Here is a 19948-nt window from a genome sequence, read left to right on the forward strand (position 1 = left end):
ATTTGTAAGGGTAATATGATTAGAAAATGGAAACCACGTGAAGTCTGCGCTTCCCTTCATGTTTTTTTCATTTCCATTTTGAGAACCCTTGATTGTGTAAGTACCGTAATCAACCATTACTGCAAAAATTAAAGAACTTCCAGTTCCTTCTAAAGATTTAATAATATTACCTTTATAACACAAATGATATGTAACCCCTATTTCCGAGCCATCAAGAATAATATCTTTAATCATATTTGGAACAATGTTTCCACTCCCGAGTACTTTAAATTCCTTGATATTAGCTTTAGGCAATTGAGTTATCTTATAAATTTTGCCACTACAATTGATATCACATACTCTTGCACTTTGACTTTCATTAGCCTCAATTTCTATTATCATTATTCCATTTTTCATCTCAACCAAGATAAGCCAATCGTACCCACGTGCTTTTAGCATTCCATTAAAAAGTTGTCCTATTTGTAGTTCTTTCATTGATGATGTTAATCGATATTTCATTTCAATATGACACTTTTCACCACCTACAATAATTTCACTTTCATTTTCTGAAAGATCGACACCTGCAATTATAACTTCTCCTAAAAGAATATTGATATAAAAAAGGAAGAAGAAAGTAAATAATATATTTTTCATAGTGTAATTCTTTAATTACTATATTGATAACTTTTAAGTATCTGACGATCATTATCCATGATTTTCACAATCCTTCCAAAGCCATCATATTCATAATAAGTGGTAAAACTATTTTCGTCTGTATCAGAAATCTTCCCGATACCTGGCTTATAGGTTATGGTCGTCATTCTTGCTATTGCGGGATGTACCCGTACTTCGTCTATATAATTAGTTTCATTATCGATAGCATAAGATGGAGAACTAGCGTTGACTGTTATTGAAACAACAACCTTATCCCAATTCACTCCTTGATCCGAACTCTTCCAATAGCTTAACACGTATTGACCGGGATCCAAATTATCTAGAGGAATATTGAATGTACCTCTAAAAACCTTTTCTCCGGTTTTTGCTTTATCGCAAACAATAGCACCTTCTATATCTTCAAAACTGGTATGGTATATTTGTTTCACGGTTGCGTTAACAACCGTCGCTATAATCGCCGTATTATTATACCCGTAAATAACCGATTCAGGCTTTGCATATAAACCGGATCGATGTTGCGTGGGAGCATACGCCACAAGACTATACGTTTCGTTTACAGAAGCCACTTCATAATTCGGATCACAAACCATTACACCGGACACATGGGCATAAGGTGTATATGTCGATATCGGATCCGATATTTTCAAATGCTTTACAAATTTCGGCCAAACAATAGTAAGACCTCCCATGTATTCGTTCAATTCTCCGGCTACGACAAGATTATTTCTGTAAGTAACCGTTTCTATCGGGTAATTAATCATATGTCGAACATTCATCCAAGCAATCCCCTGATTTATCATGTCACCCTTAGTTGTAGTAGTCGGATAATCAAACGGATATGTTATGGTCGTTTTGAGAGTTGTACTTGAACCACTTTGAACTATTTCCACGGGAACAAGGTAATCCTCGTTATATTTATATTGAGTGTTTGTATATACGATATCACTCCCCCTAGAATACACTGTTTTCAACAACACGGGTTCCGATTGCCATACATACTCACACAAGTGTTTCGTCCTTATAACCTTTTTACTCGTCACGAACCTCGATGTATAAGTTTGATAGCCTTTGATTTCTCCTTTCAAGCTACTACCGAAAGAATAGTAATAACTCACTTCATTTACTAAATTATTATTCTTATCATACGACCTTTGTTTATTCATTAGCCCTCTACGCCAAAAACGAGAAGAATTTACAAACACAACGTAATTATTGTCTTGAACATACGAAGAACTTGGGGGTATATAATATACTTTCGAAGGTACATCTGCAGCCGAAGTATTAGAAGTGTAATCGTAAACCTCCCTTGAACCATTAGGATTTTCAACAATAACAGTAGAGTAACTAATCGGACTTCCATTCATATCAAAAATATCACAAACCATTTGAGATTCCAACAAGTAAGTACATGTTCCACCATCAGTTTGCATCCATGTACAATAACTTCCACCGGAAAAAATAGTTCCGCTTGACTCATTTAGCATTGTTCCCTGTGCATTACATTTTTTATAATAGTATTTCGTGACCAAAGAGTCCTTTGATGTCGAAACTTCTTTTATAGATTTTATTCTTAAGCCTCCGATAGTTACAAGAGAACCACCCACAAACGCATCATTCAACTCGTAATCATACTCCGTGTACCCACCTAAATTATTATACACTCGTTTTAATGTTTCCGCTTTCGTGTAATAAAGAACAGGGCTTCTCTTTGCCCCGGGAATTGCGGCATGAATTGACGGTAAATAATTAATATCAGGTCTGTTCGTTTGATTGCCTGCTCCATTATAATACCCCCAATGATCATAATCTTTACTATTTCTAGAACCGAGAGAAGACGATTCGTAAGTAAATTTTGAAACAAACCTGCCACCGACAGAAGTACTATCATATATTTCCGATAACATTAATCTATCATTGGAAGACGATGCATTATAATACGAAAAATTTGTAGACTTTATAAATGAACCGTCATAAGCAAAATATTTTATTGAATTTAATCTTCTTGTATTTCTTATGTCAGCACGTTCTTTAGATGATGTAAACTCTAAACGTCCTCCCCGCCACGAAATATTTTTCAAATACTGCAGTTTTATTCGTGTCACAATTTCAAGAGTTTCTTTCTCCTCTTTCGATATTGTAGGTTTGCCGGGTATTGTACAAGATACTTCAACTGAATATTTCTCGTCATAATTAGAAAATTCATACGTATCTCCTTCTTCATAAGCCAGTGTAATTGTTTCATACATCACACCCGTAATACTCTCCAAATACCACGTTGAAACGTATGATGGTTTCACAACCCTCTCTTCATCAAAAATGGTTGTCACGGTAGCTTCTTCCTTGACATTCTGACCGAATTTATATACAATTCCATTTGCATCCGTGATGCTAAAATAACTTTTGTCTACCCATTCAATCTTGATATTCGAGTAGGGAATGGTATGAGCATTTCCGTCCGGGTCCACGACAAACATACCCGCGGCTCCGGGAAACTCATAAAAAAACACATCGGGTTCCGAATCAAAATCGCCATTTTCTCGTGAATCATAAGCCTTCTCTGTCCAAGATGACAATACTGCGGCTGCAGCACCATCGGGAGAAGAACTTTTACAGAAACCCGTTTCATCAGGTCTTTTCTTGACAACACGAGTCACTTTCCCTCCGGCAGACAAATTCCAACCAAGTCCCACCCACGTGGCAATATCATGTAGTTTAATCCCGGAAGTCTGATAACTTAAATAAACCGGTAAACTTAATCCCCCTTCTTGAATCGAGAATAGAGGAACTTGAACATTTACAACTCCTGTATTCAAATTGACAGGATTAGTCACACTCCGAACCAGCATAGAAGACTCGGGAGATGGAAAGGTAAAATTCAAATTTTGCCCTAACGTTTGGGATGCACCAAACACGATAACCAATAACACCCCAACAAAAAACTTTTTGCACGCCATGTTTTTCATGATTGAATCTTTAGATTAATAAAAATGTTACTCTAATAAAGACGGCCAAATACCATCTTTATTTCGGAAGAAACACCAATTGCCCCCGAGCCTCCCTGCTACTTGTTTTCAGAATCAATGGAATCCTAAGCAACACTATTGATACCGGAAAAACAGTTATAACCGCCCACTTGAATAAGCCCGGCAAAACAAACGCCGTGAAAGATCTGTTTTTTAGATCACGCCGTCCTCGTCTTGGTAATTTTTGAATTGTTCTCATAATTACAATTTAAAATTTCAACTTCTCGGCTGACCTTTATAAATTCCTACCACGTCACCCCTCTTTAGCTATAAAGTCAGGGTATAAATATATACTAAAAAAACCGGACAAATTGTTCCTCATTTGTTCCTATTTTTCTTAAAGTTTTCTTAAAATATTAGCCAAAATGCCGTATTTGCTAACATAATTAACAATTAAAAATACAAACACCTAATATTCAAAATAATAGAACAAAAATGTAAATGTTAAAAATAACATATTGAATATTGAAACGCATATACACCCTCTTCTCCACACCCGTGAGTAACCCTCGAAAATACTAAAGCAATGCATGAAATACAGCCATCCTGCACGTCATGAAAAAAAGCCATCCGGATTTTACTTCCCGAATGGCTTCTTTATGTTTTTATAAACTTGTCTAAAAGAGGATACCTTTCTTTTATCCCAGATAAGTTTTCAGTAATTTACTTCTTGACGAATGTCTCAAGCGGCGGATAGCCTTTTCTTTAATCTGGCGAACACGTTCGCGGGTTAAACCAAACTTCTCGCCGATTTCCTCCAAAGTCATCTCTTGGCAGTTGATACCGAAGAAAAGACGAATGATATCGCGTTCACGTTCAGTCAATGTTGCTAAAGCACGTTCCACCTCGGTGGATAGAGATTCATTGATCAACGTTTTGTCGGCAACAGGCGAGTCGTCGTTTACCAACACGTCGAGCAAACTGTTGTCCTCTCCTTCCACGAAAGGAGCGTCCACGGAAATATGGCGTCCGGAAACACGTAGGGTATCTGCCACCTTCTCTGCCGGCAAATCCAATGTCTCCGCCAACTCTTCCGGCGACGGACGGCGTTCATGTTCCTGCTCGAAGCGGGAAAATGCCTTGTTGATCTTGTTCAGTGAGCCTACTTGGTTCAACGGCAGACGTACAATACGCGATTGTTCCGCCAATGCTTGCAAAATAGACTGACGAATCCACCATACGGCATAGGAGATAAATTTAAATCCCCTCGTCTCATCAAATTTCTCAGCTGCTTTGATTAAACCTAAGTTCCCCTCGTTGATAAGGTCAGGCAAACTCAACCCTTGATTCTGGTACTGTTTTGCAACGGAAACCACGAACCTCAAGTTCGCCCTCGTCAATTTCTCCAACGCTCTCTGATCACCCTTGCGGATTCGTTGAGCTAACTCAACTTCTTCCTCCACGGTAATCAAATCCTCCTTACCAATCTCCTGCAAGTACTTGTCGAGAGAAGCACTCTCTCTGTTCGTTATAGATTTCGTTATCTTTAGCTGTCTCATAGTCGTTCTTAAATTCTCCCCCAAATATGTCGCAAAGGTAGAACAATTTATCCATATACCAATATGTTAAAATCGACACCTTTCTATTATTAACTTTTTTTAATCTTGTGGCGGCAAAGCATAGTACTCGATGCGTCCTCTCGGCGAAACAGTTGTCACAAGAACACCCTCGTTTTCGGCCGTTTTAAGTGCCCGTACCAAGTCATCCTTATCATAAATAACCGTGTTATTAATTTTCAGAATAATATACCCTTTATCCAGCCCGATCGCTTTAAACGGACCGTTCTTGATATCGGTAATCTGCACGCCGCCGTTCAAACCGTAACGGTAACGCGTTTCACGGCTCAGCGGTTCGACAGTTGCACCCAAAATACCCGTGTAGTTCTTATCCACGAGAGATACATCGCCATACGTGTTCTGCAATACCACGTCAAGGTCCTTCAGCTTGCCTCCCCGACTCACGGTAACTTTCACCGTGGCTCCCGGGTGGTATTTAGCCAACTGTCCCTGAAATTCCGGACGAGTCTTCACCTCGATACCGTTAATAGCCTTAATCACGTCACCTTTCTTCATCCCGGCTTTGGCGGCTGCCCCGTCAGGGATTGCCTCGAAAACGTAAATACCGCTCGTTTCCTCTATACCCAACTTCTTCGCCACGGAAGGTGACAATTCCTCGTTCGGCATTGAAATTCCCAGCATAGCCCGTTGTACCGTACCGAAATCTTTCAAGTCACCCACTATCTTTCTCGCTATATTCGAGGGCACCGCGAAAGCGTACCCGGAATAGGAACCCGTGGGCGATTCTATCGCCGTATTGATACCGATCAGTTCCCCCTTGGCATTCACCAACGCTCCCCCGCTATTACCCGGGTTCACGGCGGCATCCGTCTGCAAGAATGACTCGAGGCTCATCCGGTTTCGGTTGATACCCAATTCTCTCGCCTTGGCACTGATAATACCCGCCGTAACGGTTGAAGTCAGATTATACGGGTTACCTACCGCCAGCACCCATTCGCCCAACTCTACGTCGTCCGAATTGGCATACTCGAGGTAAGGCAATCCGGTTGCCTCGACTTTCAACAAAGCGATATCCGTGTTCGGATCGGTACCGACAACCTGTGCCTCGTACTCCTTTTTATCATTCAAGGTCACTACAATCTTATCGCTATTATCAATCACGTGATTGTTCGTGATAATATACCCGTCTGCCGAAACGATTACACCCGAACCTATACCCATTCTCTGGGGAGCCTCGCGTGTACGCGGTGCGTTCCCGTATATAAAATCCCAGAAAGGATTGCCTATATATTCTCGTCCCATTTGTACCGTTTTGACATGAACAACAGCCGGAACTGTCTTTTTGGCAGCCTCCCTCAGATCGACGCTACCGGCACCTCCCGCGGGAAGCGCGGCTTCGGAAGTCAACGCCACGGGGCGCACTGCCGCCGGAGAAGCAATCTCCATTCGCGGAACCGTATTTTCACTCTCTCCATGGAAGGCGTCTATCGCCACGAAAGCGAGACAACCGCCAATGACTCCCAAGCCTAAATTCGCTAATGATTTCTTCATGGTCATATCTTTATCTCCTTTATTCATTAAACGTAAATACTATTCAATTTGTTTGGATACTACAATATTAGCAATATCCTTGCCAACTCTATATTAAGAAATACTTAATTAAGATACCTTAACCTTGTTTCGCCCGCGGCGAGTTGCAAGTTACAGGTTCACAAGTTGCAAATTATTCTCATCTGTCCGATTTGTCGATTCTTTCATCATTTCAATCTAAAATCTAAAATTTAAAATCTAAAATCTAAAATCTAAAATCTAAAATAGATACATTTGTACCTGCGATATTCGATTAATTTCTATTCAAAATGATAACACGTATAAACAGTAAAAAGAACGAAAAGACGCGCGGTTCGCTTTCCCTTGGTTTCCTCAGAGATCCCCGAACCCGTGTAGTTGTAGGGTTGATATTCATGTTATTTTCCGTCTATCTTTTCGTGTCACTCGCGGGCTTTTTCTTCACGGGGGGCATGGATCAAAGCCTGATAGACAAAGAAACGCGGGAACTCGTCACGAATCCCGATATTGTCGTGGGGAATCCCGGCAGGAAGCTGGGAGCTTATCTCTCCGACTTGCTCGTGAACCGCTGGTTCGGCGTGTCTTCATTTATATTCTGCTACCTGCTGTTTATCATCGGTCTGGGCATCATGGGACGTCCGTTGAAAAGCCTCGGGAAGAAAATCCTCCTTAGCTTCGTGCTTGTCATCTGGATCTCCTTATTACTAGGATATATCTTCAATTTCGTTCCATCCGGTTATGTCTTCCCCGGCGGGGCACACGGTTATTTCGTGTGTTTCTGGTTAAATTCGTTTATCGGTGAAATCGGGACTCTTTTCCTTTTACTGGTATCGTTTGCCGTTATCCTGTTCTTCGGGTTTGAAAATGCCTTTAATAAATGCGTGACAATGGTCAAGGCTTATTTCGCCCGCAAGGCACAACGCAAAGAAGAGAGAAGGATGGCCAGAGAGGCCGCGGCAGCCCAACGGGAAATGGAAACAGAACAGCCGGAAAACGAAACCGAGGACATAAACTTGTCACCGGAAAATGAAATCATCACGGAAGCCCCGACAGAAGACGAGTTCTATTCTTATGTCACGGAAAAAGAGCCCATCGAAGAGGACGACACGGAAGAAATCACCTCTCTTGTAACCGTCAACAATCAAGTGGAATTACCGCTGAACGACGAAGACCGCGAGGACATCAGGCAAGACACGGAAACGATTACCCCACCGGCGACCGACGATATCGAATTAACCGTCATGGCGGACAAACTGGAAGAGCAATTGACCAAAAACCTAATGCCGGACACGGAATACGATCCGACATTGGATTTATCCAATTACCAGTACCCGCCACTGGATTTGCTGGAAGAATATGCCTCCAATGCCTCCAAGGTAACCGCCGAAGAACTGGAAGAGAACAAGAACACCATTGTCGAAACCTTACGGCAATATAAAATAGAAATCACTAAAATCAAGGCAACAATCGGTCCCACGGTTACTCTCTACGAGATTGTACCCGCCCCCGGTATCAAGATCTCCAAAATCAAAAACCTTGAAGATGACATCGCCTTAAGTTTGGCGGCATTAGGTATTCGCATTATCGCCCCGATCCCCGGGGCGGGAACAATCGGCATCGAGGTTCCCAACCAAAAGCCGGAAATCGTTTCCATGCGAGGTGTTATCGCTTCCAAGAAGTTCCAAGAATCTAAATACGCCCTTCCCGTCGCCTTAGGCCGTACCATCTCGAACGAGCCTTATACTTTCGACTTGGCTAAAATGCCCCATCTTTTGGTTGCCGGGGCAACGGGACAAGGTAAATCCGTCGGCTTGAACGCGATTATCACCTCGTTATTATACAAAAAACACCCGTCACAATTGAAGTTTGTCATGGTAGACCCGAAAAAAGTAGAGTTAAGCATCTACTCGGTCATCGAGAAACATTTTCTTGCCAAACTCCCGGACGCAGAAGAAGCTATCATCACGGACAACGACAAGGTGGTCGCCACGCTCAACTCGTTGTGTATCGAGATGGACAGCCGTTACGACTTGTTGAAACTGGCTCACGTGAGAAATATCAAGGAATACAACGAGAAGTTCGTGAAACGGCAACTGAACCCGAACAACGGACACCGCTATCTACCTTATATCGTGGTCGTGGTCGACGAGTTTGCCGACTTGATCATGACCGCCGGAAAAGAGGTGGAACAACCGATTGCCCGTATAGCACAATTAGCCCGTGCCGTGGGAATACACATGATCATCGCCACGCAACGTCCCTCGACAAATATCATCACGGGTGTGATCAAGGCAAACTTCCCCGCGCGTGTAGCCTTTAAGGTTGCCTCCATGATAGACTCGCGCACGATTCTCGACTCACCGGGAGCGAACCAACTTATCGGTCGGGGAGATATGTTGATCTCCAAGGATAGCGAGATGGTACGCGTGCAATGTGCTTTTGTCGACACACCGGAAGTGGATGCTGTCACGAAATTTATCGCCGACCAACAGGGATACCCGGAAGCCTACATGCTTCCCGAGTACGTTTCCGACACGGAGAACGGTGTCAACAGTGACGTAGATCTAGGCATGAAAGACCCCTTGTTCGAGGAAGCTGCCCGTCTGGTTGTGAACACACAGCAAGGCTCGACTTCATCCATACAGCGTCGTTTCTCTATCGGCTACAACCGTGCCGGACGAATTATCGACCAACTGGAAGCCGCCGGAATCGTGGGACCGTTCGAAGGCAGTAAAGCCCGTCAAGTACTGATTCCCGACGAGTACAGTCTGGAACATATACTTAAAACCGTCCAAGAACAGTTTTAAAAAATACTCCAAAGGGGGGAGGGAGTTTTAATCATAAATCCAAAATCATAAATCTAAAATTAATCAGTTATGTTTTTAGAGAAAGCGTACAGAGGAAACAACAAATGGTATTTTTACCTGCTCACGTTGATTATCGTTTTCGCGGCAGTGCAATTGGCATCCTTACCGCTCGCGTTGTATTACATTCTTAAAGACCCGCAAGCGGCCTTATCGGGAAATGCCAATAACCTGTTAGCCATCACGAACACGAACCTCGGGTTAGCTCTCATGCTGTTTACTTTCACGGCGGGAGTTATCGCTCTACTTCTTTGCGTGAAGTGGCTTCATCACAAACAACCCTTGGATATTCTCACGGGACGCAACCGCTTTGATATAAAACGTTCTCTTTTCGGCGCCTTGATCTGGGGGATACTGTCGTTCGTGTTATTGGGAGCGCAATACGGTTTCGGTGATACCTCCAACTTGGTTTTCCAATTCGAACCGTTCAATTTCTTCATGATGTGCATCGTAATCCTGATATTCATACCCTTTCAAGTCGCCTTTGAAGAATTTATCTTCCGGGGGTACCTCATGCAAGGCAGCGTGCTACTTTTCAAATACAGGTGGGTAGCCTTACTAATCACGGGTTGCATATTCGGACTGCTTCATGCCAGCAATCCCGAGGTGGAACGTTTCGGGTTCTGGGTAGCCATGCCGCAATATATCCTCATGGGACTGATTCTGGGATTCGTGGCCATCATGGACGACGGTCTTGAACTCGCCTTGGGATTACATTTATCAAACAATGTCATTTCATCCATCGTCGTAACGCACGAATCTTCCGCCCTGCAAACTCACGCCTTGTTCCGGGATATCAACCCACAAGCCTCGCACATGGATACCCTCGTGATGCTCGCGTGCGGAATCATTTTCATTTGGGTATGTAACCGGAAATATAAATTCCTCACGAAAATCAACCTGTGGGGAAAAGTGGAGCAACCGGATGAATCTTTCGACTCTTAAAATTTTCTTAATACTAGAGAGGGATTGATTACATTGCCAATAAAATAGTATCTTTGGCAGCGTTCAAAAAATAGAAATAATTAATTAATCAAATAAATCGAAGCTTCAACAAAATGAGAAAAATTACATCATTCATGTTTGTTTTCGTCTTTGCATTATCTTTCTTGGGTAACGCGCAAAACACGAAACAAGACCAACCGAAAGGATATCAATTCACGGATATCAAAAGATTACCGACAACTTCAGTAAAAGATCAAGCTCGTGCAGGTACTTGCTGGTCATGGTCAGGAATTTCTTTCTTCGAGTCTGAAATGATTCGCATGGGTAAAGAGCCTATCGATCTTTCTGCCATGTACATCGTAAGACACGCGTATAGCGACAAGGCCGACAAATTCGTTCGCTTGCATGGTAACATGAACTTTGCCGTGGGTGGAGCTTTTTGCGACGTGATGCACGTGATCAAAAATTACGGTATCGTTCCGATGGACGTGTACATGGGATTGAATTACGGCGAACCGAATCACGCTTTCGGTGAAATCGACGACGTTCTTGCCGGATATATCAATGCCGTGATCAAAAATTCAAACAAAAAATTGAGTACCGCGTGGAAAAACGGATATGAAGGTATTTTGGACGCGTATCTCGGTCCGGAACCTGAAAAATTCGAATACAAAGGAAAAGAATATACCCCGAGAACCTTCGCTGACGAGGTAGTAGGTTTGAACATGGACGACTACGTGAGCTTGACTTCATTCACTCACCACCCGTTCTATACCCAATTCGCTATCGAAGTACCCGACAACTGGTTGTGGGGATTGTCATACAACTTGCCGTTGGATGAACTAATCAAAGTTATGGACAACGCTATCGATAACGGGTACACTTTCGCGTGGGCTTCCGACGTGAGCGAGAAAGGATTCCAAACCGTTAACCCGGGAGTTGCCGTAGTACCGACCAACGACACGAAAGAGATGAGCGGTGCCGAGATTGCCAAATGGGAAGCTATGCCTAAAGGACAACAAACGGCAGACGCGTTCAAACAAGGACCTGCCCCGGAAAAAGAAATCACCCAAGAATTAAGACAAAAAGAGTTCGACAACTATCTGACGACGGATGACCACGGTATGCACGTGATCGGTAAGGCAAAAGATCAAAACGGTACAGTTTACTTTATCGTAAAGAACTCTTGGAACAAGTACAATAAATTCGGGGGATATTTCTACGCTTCTTATCCTTTCATGAAATACAAAACGATGAACATCATCGTGCATAAAAACTCTATTCCGAAGGATATTAAAAAGAAACTTGGAATTAAATAAATCCTTTCTATCACACGGTAGAGAAAACCTATAAAAAAAAGGCTGTCATCCCTAGTGATTGACAGCCTTTTTTCATATTTTCGCGAAAATCAAAGTAAATCACATAAATTAAAATATACTATGAATTTAGCAAGAGAGATCAAGAAAGACATTTATTGGATTGGAGTCAATGACCGTAGAACTCATATTTTCGAGAATTATTGGCCTATTCCCAAAGGTGTCGCTTACAACTCCTATATTATCGTGGATGAAAAAGTGGTTGTTATCGACACGATCGAAAGAAGCAAAATGGACGATTACGTCGAGAATATCGAGCAACTCCTTAACGGGCGGAAAGTGGATTATCTGGTGATAAACCACATGGAACCTGACCACACGGGAGCTATCAAAGCCCTGTTATGCTGCTACCCGGACGTGAAAATCATCGGCAACGCGAAAACGTTCCCCATGCTGAAAAACTTCTATGGCGTACACGAGAATCTTATAGAGGTAAAAGAAGGTGACTCTCTTGATTTGGGCAAACACAAACTGAACTTCTACATGGCGCCCATGCTCCATTGGCCGGAAACAATGGTAACTTTCGAATCCACGGAAGGTATCTTGTTCAGTGGCGATATTTTCGGGGCATTCGGAACTCTTGACGGCGGTATCTTTGACGATGAACTGGATTTGGATTACCTTGAAGAAGAAATTAGCCGTTATTACTCCAACATCGTCGGTAAATACGGTCAACCCGCACAGACTGCCTTAAAGAAACTGGGCGGACTTCCTATCAACATGGTTTGTGCCACCCACGGTCCCATCCGCCGTTCGCATATTGCAGAAATTGTAGCCAAATACGACAAGTGGAGCAAATATGAAACAGACAAAGGTGTTGTTATCGTCTTCAGTTCCATGTACGGGAATACCGAAAAGATGGCGGATGTCATCGCCCGTTTCCTCGCGGAGAGAGGTATCAAGAAAATCCGTATCCATGACGCTTCCAAAACACACCCGTCATATATTATCAACGATATTTTCCGTTATCGCGGGGTAATCTTCGGAAGTTGCGCGTATAACGGCAACGCTTTCCCGACAATGGAAACCCTTTTGACGGAACTCGAACACATGGGCGTGAAAAACCATGTAACGGCATTCTTCGCCGGAAAAGCATGGGCAGGCGGTGCAATGCCCCGTTTCAACCAGTTCGCCGAAAAGATCAAATGGGAAGTAGTCGCTCCCGCTTGTGAAGCATGCGGCTCCCCGAAAGACGATGATCTCGAAACTTGCCGCAATATCGCTTACGCGATGGCTGACAAGTTGGACGAGCTTTATTAAAAGACGAGTAGCCCATGAGCTACTCCTTTTTGCTACCTTCTTCCACGTTTCCCTATACCAAGAACGTAGCATCTTCGAAGCATGAACGTAGCAAAGACGCTCGGGAGCGTTTTTGCTACGTTTTTGCTTCGAAGATAAAAAGATTATGCTGGCGAGCAATCGTCACCAATCATTGGACAATCCCTATTGTATCCCTTTTCCCGTACATCGCTTCGAGAATCTTTCTTCCCAGCAAGGGACGATAATGTCCTTTCTCGTAATAATTGTGAACATCTGAAGTAAATTCGTTCACCCCGGAGAAGTCAAACACGTTCGCTGCACCGAATATATCTTGCAGTTGTTTCAAATCGCTCGGGTTCAATCGGACTTGGTCATATTTCGGGTTGATTAATATCTTGCAATTCGTACTGTATTTCACGAAAATATCCCTCATCTCCGAAAGCATATCAAATTGTTTTTTCATGATAATCGGCGGAGAAACTTTCCGTACCGTATCCCGCTCGGGAAATTCTTTCTTGTGTCTTTCCCAGTACAACTCACCATAATCCGCTATCTCCTTTTCCCGCGGATTGTACACGTCATTCGACCTGCAATTCCGTTCCACCTCTTCCCTGTTGATCACTCCTCTCATGTAACGTTTATACCGTCCGGTAACACGATAATCCACGTAAGGCACCCAAAAATCCGGATTAAAAAACGTTTGCAAGAAACACATCTGAAACTCCCAGTTACTTTGCCCCGTCACTTCCGGGTGCAGGACATGGGTGGATATATTACCTATTTGTGTTTGTTTCAATGTCGCGTAATCCAACAGGATAATCATATTCGCGATAGAATCCTGCACCGCATCCAACGCCCGCACTTTTCTATATATATTCCCCAATCGCTCGGCACTACCGTAAAGACGGATAGCACGCCCTCCCGGTATATACTTCTCCCAATCCTTGGCTTGAAAAGCCATCGTGCAGGAGTTCCCTAAAAGGAAAGAATTATATTTCACGGAATCCCTTTGCATCCGGTAATATTGCCATCCCACGTATCCCTCGTTCACCGCCACCGGGGATTTATAATAATCTTTATACTCGTGCAAGACCTCGAAGGGATCGTCATAGAAATACAATCCCAATAAAGTAAGAAAGGGCAAAATCAGCAATACACATTTCAACAAAAATAAGGCAAACGTCTTCTTCATGGCTAAAATTGCAAATAGATAAAATCTTTACTCCCGAACTCGCCGAACACAAGGAAAAGGAATATAAATAAATAATAGATTCCCCAGCGAACCACTGCCCGTTGCCGACTGACAGCTTTCAACAAATCCCGTTTCGACATAAAATACTCGTACACGAACAAAAGAACAATGGCGGCAACCAGCACGATAATATCATGATCCGGCATTCCCATGCGAAGTTCTTTTATCCCGTGCGGCAGGCTCAACGATAAATGACTGAACATGTACCATACTTCCGACAGCGTATCCAACCTGAAAAACACGAGCGAGATAGCGAACAACAGGTAAGTTCTCACCACGGAATATACCCCGAACACGCTCTTACCCGTGAATTTCTCCAACTTTCCCCGGAATCCGGCGGCAAGCATCTCGTAACTGATATATAGTCCCTGTATCAAACCGTAGATAACGAAATTCCATCCCCCGCCGTGCCACAATCCCAACAGAACGAAAGTGATAATCAACGCGTAGACAATCCCCCACTGCCCCCAATAGCGTTTACTGGCGGCAATCGGCTGGTAGAGATAATCCCTCACCCAAAAGGATAAGGTCATGTGCCATCTCCGCCAAAAATCCGTAATCGTTTTCGCCGTGAAAGGTCGATTAAAATTAGGCGACAGCTTGTAACCAAATACCATCGCACCCCCTATCGCTATATCCGTGTAACCGGAAAAGTCCGCGTAAAGTTCTATCGGGTAAAGCAATCCCGCCAACAGCAACTGCACGCCACTGGTACTCTCCACGGAACCCAATATATCGTTCAGGTAAGGAGCCAACCGATCGGCAATAATCATTTTCTTCATCAGACCGATACACATCAGCTTCACCCCGTAGGTCACGCCCTCGTAGTCAAAAGCCTTTCCCTCCTTCGACTGCGGCAGAAAATCCCCTGCCCTTTCGATTGGGCCCGACAGGAATTTCATGAAGAATAACATGTACAGCGTGAAATCCGGCAGGCTTCTCTCCGGATTCTCGTCACCCCAGTACACGTCTACCAAATAGGACAGTGCTTGAAAAGTGTAGAACGAGATTCCCAAGGGGAACAGGAAGCCTTTAGCAGAAAATTCAACCGAAATCCCGACCAATCCCAGCAACCATTGCAGGTTACTCTCGATAAATCCCAAATATTTGAACACCGCCAGAAAAAGAATCAGAAAGACCATACCCGCGCAGAATATCCGTTTCCGGGTGACGTCATTCTCCTGTCTGCCGATAAATTTTCCAAGGTAAAAGGTTACCCCGGTTATCGCCAAAGCGATAACCAAGAACATCAGGTTAAAGTAAGCGGCAAAACAAAAACTCGCCAGCAACAGCACGCTCTTCTGGAATTTCCGGGGCAGCGTGTAATACAACACGACACTACACACGAACAGGAGAACGAACTCCCATGAAGTAAACATCATACGCTACCCGACCTTATTTTGAATGACACGACACAGGTCACCCACGTTTTTAAACTTCAACACTTCCCGCAATGAAAACCGTATCCCGTAATGCTTCTCCACGGCCGTGATTAACCGCATATTCGTCAAAGAATCCCATCCCTGCACGTCCGACGCCACCGTTTCTTCTTTCAACACGATGTCATTGTTTTTCAGTATATCCCGAAAAATAACACTAATCTCGTCCAATATCTCCTGAATTTCCATAGCTTTATATTTATACAAGTGACAATAATTTTTTCCTATCAATCTTATTACTCGTCCCCAACGGGAAGACCTCCAGACAATGCACGCGAGCGGGCAACATGTACACGGGCAAATGCATTTTCATAAATTCGAGCAACGAGGGAGTGTCGCACTCTGCCGCCTCGATAAACAAGTGTAACTGACATCCCCCGTCATCGTCTTTTTTCGCCACGACAACAACATTCTTCTCCTCCCGATAGAATTTTCTCGCCGTGTACTCGATCTCGTTCAACTCCACCCGGAAGCCCTGCACTTTTACTTGGTAATCTTTTCTGCCGCAATAGATGATATCCCCGTCGGCATCCATGTAACACAAGTCACCCGTTTTATAGAACACACGCCCGTTATGACGCACCAGCACCTGTTCGGACTTTTCCCGGTCTTTCCAGTATCCCGCCATCACCTGCGGTCCGCTCACCCACAATTCTCCCTTCTCTCCGGTATTCAACGCCTGCCCGTCCTCGTCGGCAATAACGACTTCCATTTCTTCAAAAGGTCTGCCGATCGCGATCATCCCGTGATAATGCTTGCATTCTTCACGAGGGATACGATAAGCCGTGCAATATATCGTTGCTTCCGTGGGACCATACAGGTTCACAAATTCAGCATTCGGGGCACACGCCCGGAAACGAGCCAACACGTCTGCCTGCGCTGCCTCTGCCGTGACGATCAGGTATTTTAAATCCGGTAAACGGATCTCGTCAAAATAAGGGGACAAAAACTGAAGTAACGAGGGAGCTATCGCCGCGAATGTCAATCGCTCATCCTCCAGCAACTCGTACACTTTCGTGTACTTCATCTCACCCGGTCCCACCGTGTAGATAGCCGCACCCACCGTCAACGGGAACAACGTCGAAACCACCGAAACGTCAAATGTCAACTCGAACATCTGCAACATCCGGTCATCCGCCCCAAGGTTCCATCCCAAAGCGGAATAAGCCGTATAGAACGCGTTGAGGTTGTCCCGGGTAATCGGCACGCCTTTCGGCTCTCCGGTACTGCCGGAAGTGAAAATAATATACGCTTTCGTGTCCCCGCTCCCGTAATTGTACTCGACGTGTTCTTCACCCCGAAGTTCCCGGGTAGAAACAAAAGCCACACTTTCCGGCATCGCCTTCGCCATATCACATTCGTCGGCGTACAACACCACCCCTATATCTCCCGCTTCCCGAATCTTGTTATTCCGGTTGTCCGGGTAATGCGGGTGCAGTATGACATACGTTTTCCCGGACAGCAACACCGCAAGGATGGCTGCATACGTTTCTATCCGGTTTTCCGCCACAACCCCGATAACCTCTTCCTCCCGCCCGTCCAAAAAAGCGTGAATACCGTTGACACAAGCGAACAATTCCTTGTAAGAATACGCTATGCCGTCAATCACAAAAGCCGTTTTACCGGGATACATTCCGGCACTCCGGACTATATCCTTTAATATATTCATCCCATCCATAAAATTTCGCTATTTACTAACGCGGTGACAAATTTAAGTAAAACCTTTCGCAATACTCTACAAAATAGACATTATTTTTTCACTCTCAACATCATGGCGTTTATTGCCACGATCACCGTACTCAATGACATCAGCACCGCTCCTATCGCCGGACTGAGGATAATCCCCACCGGGGCAAGCACTCCCGCCGCCAAAGGAATGGCAAGAATATTATATCCCGCACCCCACCACAGATTTTGTACCATTTTACGGGTAGTACTCTTGGCAAGAGCAAGGAAAGTAACTATATCATAAGGATTACTGCGCACCAGTACCACGTCGGCAGAGTCTATCGCCACATCGGTACCCGCCCCGATAGCAACCCCTATATCCGCGAGGGCAAGCGCCGGGGCATCATTCACCCCGTCACCGACCATCATGACTTTCTCTCCTTGTTGCTGGTACGCGATCACAACCTGATCTTTGTTTTCCGGCAAAAGTGAGGCATGCACGTCCGTAATTCCCAAGCGGGCAGCTATTGCAGAGGCGGCTGCCTCGTTATCTCCCGTCAGCATCACCGGGCGAACGTGTTCCTTCTGCAATTCCGCCACGACAGCTTCAGCCTCCGGTTTTATCCGGTCGCCTTGAGCGACAAGCCCGACAACAGTATCTTCCACCACGAGAAAACTCACCGAATTTCCCTCGCCTGCCAAACGAGCAAACAATTCCGTGTCATAGGGTATTTTCCGTCTGTCGAGGAATGCCGCCGTCACGATCTCCACGGTCACCCCGTCAACCACACCGATCAAGCCCGTACCGCTTATCAACGTCACGTTCTCGACACGCGGCATCGGAATCCCTCTCTCCTTCGCCTCGGCAATAATACTTGCCGCCAGAGGGTGATTCGAACCCGTTTCCAGCGCCGCCATAACCCGTAACACTCTCGCTTCATTCCAACCCTCCGTCAATGCCTGCACGGCGGATACCCGGAAGTTTCCCTCGGTCAGTGTCCCCGTCTTATCCATCGTCACCACGGTTATCCGCCGTGCCTTTTCCAGCGCGTTACGATTCCGGATAAGCAACCCGCGTGCCGCACCCAACGAAGTAGAACGCGCTACCACCAACGGGATTGCCAACCCCAGAGCGTGAGGACAAGCAATAATAAAAACCGTCACCATACGTTCAAGAGCGATATTCAGACTACCATCCGCAATCAGCCACACGACGAAAGCGATAATACCTGCCGACAAGGCAACGTAGAACAATGCCTTTGCCACCTTGTCGGAAACGGATTCCGCCCGTGATTTTTCTTGTTGCGCTTCGCCGACAAGTTTCATCACTTGTGCCAGATAACCGGACTCACCCGTACCCGTGATTTTCACCACTATCGTTCCGTTGCCGTTGATCGAACCGCCTATCACCCGTGTCCCCGCCTTCTTCTCCACGTCCTTCGCCTCACCCGTTACCATGGCCTCGTTGACCGTCGTTTCTCCCGATACCACCGTCCCGTCGGCAGGCACTTTCTCTCCCGGCTTCACCATAACCTGCTGCCCGACTTCCACTTGTTGGAGAGGAACATCCTTTGTTTCACCATCCGCCCCCACGAGATGCGCACTGCCGGGTAACAACTCCGCCATCTTCTGCAAAGCGTTCCCCGCGTTCCCGACCGCCCGCATTTCAATCCAATGCCCCAGCAACATGATCACTATCAGCGTTGCCAGTTCCCAAAAGAAATCCATCTTGTGTCCGGAAGCATGCACGAGATTATTGGCGATAAAAGCGTAAAGACTATACACGTACGACACCGCAATCCCCATAGCTATCAATGTCATCATTGCCGGACTCTTCATCCGCAACTCCATCGCCGCACCGGACAGAAAAGGGCGTCCGCCATAAAAGAACAAAAAAGTCGCCAACGCCAGTACCACCCATTCCGAGCCGGGGAACGTGATCTGAAACGACGTGTGCATCCCCATCATCGGGGAAAGCAACAAGATCGGGATCGTTATCACCAACGATACCCAAAATTTCCGCCGCAAATTCCCCATGTGCATCATGTGCCCACCCGCCATATTCATTTGCTTGCTATGACCATCTTTCATATCCGTTTGTTGCATGTGCTCCATCGTCCCATGCCCGGCAGACATATCCATTCCCGGCATCTGTCCCCCGTGTTCCGTGTTTATATCTTGTTTTTCCATGACTTTCTACTTAATTGTTTCACTAATAATTTTAACGAATAAAGAGGTTATTTTGTTCGAGTCGAAGGCTCTTTAGTCCGTAAAGTCCGTAAACACTGTCTGAAGAATACCTACGGTCTATAGACTTTACTGACCACAAATAGATCTTTTTTGAAAAAAGCCTTTTATTTCTTTTTGCAGATTCAAAATTT

General features: G+C 44.9%; 12 protein-coding genes. 4 read left to right on the forward strand and 8 right to left on the reverse strand.

Going from position 1 to position 19948, the window contains the following annotated elements; translation table 11 throughout:
* Window positions 1–644 precede the first annotated feature (644 nt).
* The 3 genes from CS948_RS17465 to CS948_RS17475 form a co-directional block, all read right to left on the reverse strand.
* Window positions 645–3608: a hypothetical protein gene (locus CS948_RS17465; RefSeq protein WP_099293157.1), complete on the reverse strand. Its 2964-nt coding sequence runs from the start codon at window positions 3606–3608 to the stop codon at window positions 645–647.
* A gap of 707 nt (window positions 3609–4315) precedes the next feature.
* A complete protein-coding gene (locus CS948_RS17470) occupies window positions 4316–5176 on the reverse strand; it encodes an RNA polymerase sigma factor RpoD/SigA (RefSeq protein ID WP_026207779.1) in 861 nt (286 codons plus the stop codon).
* Window positions 5177–5275: 99 nt separating this feature from the next.
* Window positions 5276–6745 carry a trypsin-like peptidase domain-containing protein gene (locus tag CS948_RS17475; RefSeq protein WP_255302067.1) on the reverse strand — a complete coding sequence of 490 codons (1470 nt, stop codon included), beginning with the start codon at window positions 6743–6745 and terminating at the stop codon, window positions 5276–5278.
* A gap of 308 nt (window positions 6746–7053) precedes the next feature.
* On the opposite strand from CS948_RS17475, the gene CS948_RS17480 reads away from it, so the two are divergent.
* The 4 genes from CS948_RS17480 (at window position 7054) to CS948_RS17495 (ending at window position 13208) form a co-directional block, all read left to right on the forward strand.
* Entirely contained in the window at window positions 7054–9570 is a 2517-nt protein-coding gene (locus CS948_RS17480) for a DNA translocase FtsK (protein WP_099293161.1), read from the forward strand.
* Window positions 9571–9639: 69 nt separating this feature from the next.
* Window positions 9640–10572 (forward strand): CPBP family intramembrane glutamic endopeptidase, encoded by a 933-nt coding sequence (locus CS948_RS17485; protein ID WP_099293163.1) that lies wholly within the window; start codon window positions 9640–9642, stop codon window positions 10570–10572.
* A 113-nt stretch (window positions 10573–10685) separates the two neighbouring features.
* The gene (locus CS948_RS17490) at window positions 10686–11891 is read left to right on the forward strand and encodes an aminopeptidase C (protein WP_176555106.1); all 1206 of its coding nucleotides are present in this window, start codon (window positions 10686–10688) and stop codon (window positions 11889–11891) included.
* Window positions 11892–12011: 120 nt separating this feature from the next.
* Window positions 12012–13208, forward strand: a complete 1197-nt coding sequence (locus CS948_RS17495; protein ID WP_099293165.1) for an FprA family A-type flavoprotein — start codon at window positions 12012–12014, stop codon at window positions 13206–13208.
* Between the two features lie 169 nt (window positions 13209–13377).
* Here the strand turns inward: CS948_RS17495 and CS948_RS17500 are convergent, their stop codons facing one another.
* From CS948_RS17500 to CS948_RS17520, 5 genes are all read right to left on the reverse strand, one after another.
* Window positions 13378–14400, reverse strand: a complete 1023-nt coding sequence (locus CS948_RS17500; protein ID WP_099293166.1) for a histidine kinase — start codon at window positions 14398–14400, stop codon at window positions 13378–13380.
* Window positions 14401–14402: 2 nt separating this feature from the next.
* Entirely contained in the window at window positions 14403–15842 is a 1440-nt protein-coding gene (locus tag CS948_RS17505; protein ID WP_099293167.1) for an MBOAT family protein, read from the reverse strand.
* Window positions 15843–15845: 3 nt separating this feature from the next.
* A complete protein-coding gene (locus CS948_RS17510) occupies window positions 15846–16088 on the reverse strand; it encodes an acyl carrier protein (protein WP_099293168.1) in 243 nt (80 codons plus the stop codon).
* A gap of 10 nt (window positions 16089–16098) precedes the next feature.
* Complete coding sequence (locus tag CS948_RS17515; protein ID WP_099293169.1) at window positions 16099–17577, reverse strand: amino acid adenylation domain-containing protein; 1479 nt, start codon at window positions 17575–17577, stop codon at window positions 16099–16101.
* A gap of 71 nt (window positions 17578–17648) precedes the next feature.
* Window positions 17649–19757, reverse strand: a complete 2109-nt coding sequence (locus CS948_RS17520; RefSeq protein ID WP_218014308.1) for a heavy metal translocating P-type ATPase — start codon at window positions 19755–19757, stop codon at window positions 17649–17651.
* Window positions 19758–19948: the final 191 nt, after the last annotated feature.

It is taken from the genome of Butyricimonas sp. Marseille-P3923 (assembly GCF_900184685.1).
In the GTDB taxonomy this organism is placed as follows: domain Bacteria; phylum Bacteroidota; class Bacteroidia; order Bacteroidales; family Marinifilaceae; genus Butyricimonas; species Butyricimonas muris.

Bases quoted from the DNA above. Each gene is read 5' to 3' on its own strand.
- CS948_RS17470 (WP_026207779.1), bottom strand. From the start codon at position 5,176: ATGAGACAGCTAAAGATAACGAAATCTATAACGAACAGAGAGAGTGCT.
- CS948_RS17485 (WP_099293163.1), top strand. From the start codon at position 9,640: ATGTTTTTAGAGAAAGCGTACAGAGGAAACAACAAATGGTATTTTTAC.
- CS948_RS17490 (WP_176555106.1), top strand. From the start codon at position 10,686: ATGAGAAAAATTACATCATTCATGTTTGTTTTCGTCTTTGCATTATCT.
- CS948_RS17505 (WP_099293167.1), bottom strand. From the start codon at position 15,842: ATGATGTTTACTTCATGGGAGTTCGTTCTCCTGTTCGTGTGTAGTGTC.
- CS948_RS17515 (WP_099293169.1), bottom strand. From the start codon at position 17,577: ATGGATGGGATGAATATATTAAAGGATATAGTCCGGAGTGCCGGAATG.
- CS948_RS17465 (WP_099293157.1), bottom strand. From the start codon at position 3,608: ATGGCGTGCAAAAAGTTTTTTGTTGGGGTGTTATTGGTTATCGTGTTT.
- CS948_RS17480 (WP_099293161.1), top strand. From the start codon at position 7,054: ATGATAACACGTATAAACAGTAAAAAGAACGAAAAGACGCGCGGTTCG.
- CS948_RS17500 (WP_099293166.1), bottom strand. From the start codon at position 14,400: ATGAAGAAGACGTTTGCCTTATTTTTGTTGAAATGTGTATTGCTGATT.
- CS948_RS17475 (WP_255302067.1), bottom strand. From the start codon at position 6,745: ATGAAGAAATCATTAGCGAATTTAGGCTTGGGAGTCATTGGCGGTTGT.
- CS948_RS17510 (WP_099293168.1), bottom strand. From the start codon at position 16,088: ATGGAAATTCAGGAGATATTGGACGAGATTAGTGTTATTTTTCGGGAT.
- CS948_RS17520 (WP_218014308.1), bottom strand. From the start codon at position 19,757: ATGGAAAAACAAGATATAAACACGGAACACGGGGGACAGATGCCGGGA.
- CS948_RS17495 (WP_099293165.1), top strand. From the start codon at position 12,012: ATGAATTTAGCAAGAGAGATCAAGAAAGACATTTATTGGATTGGAGTC.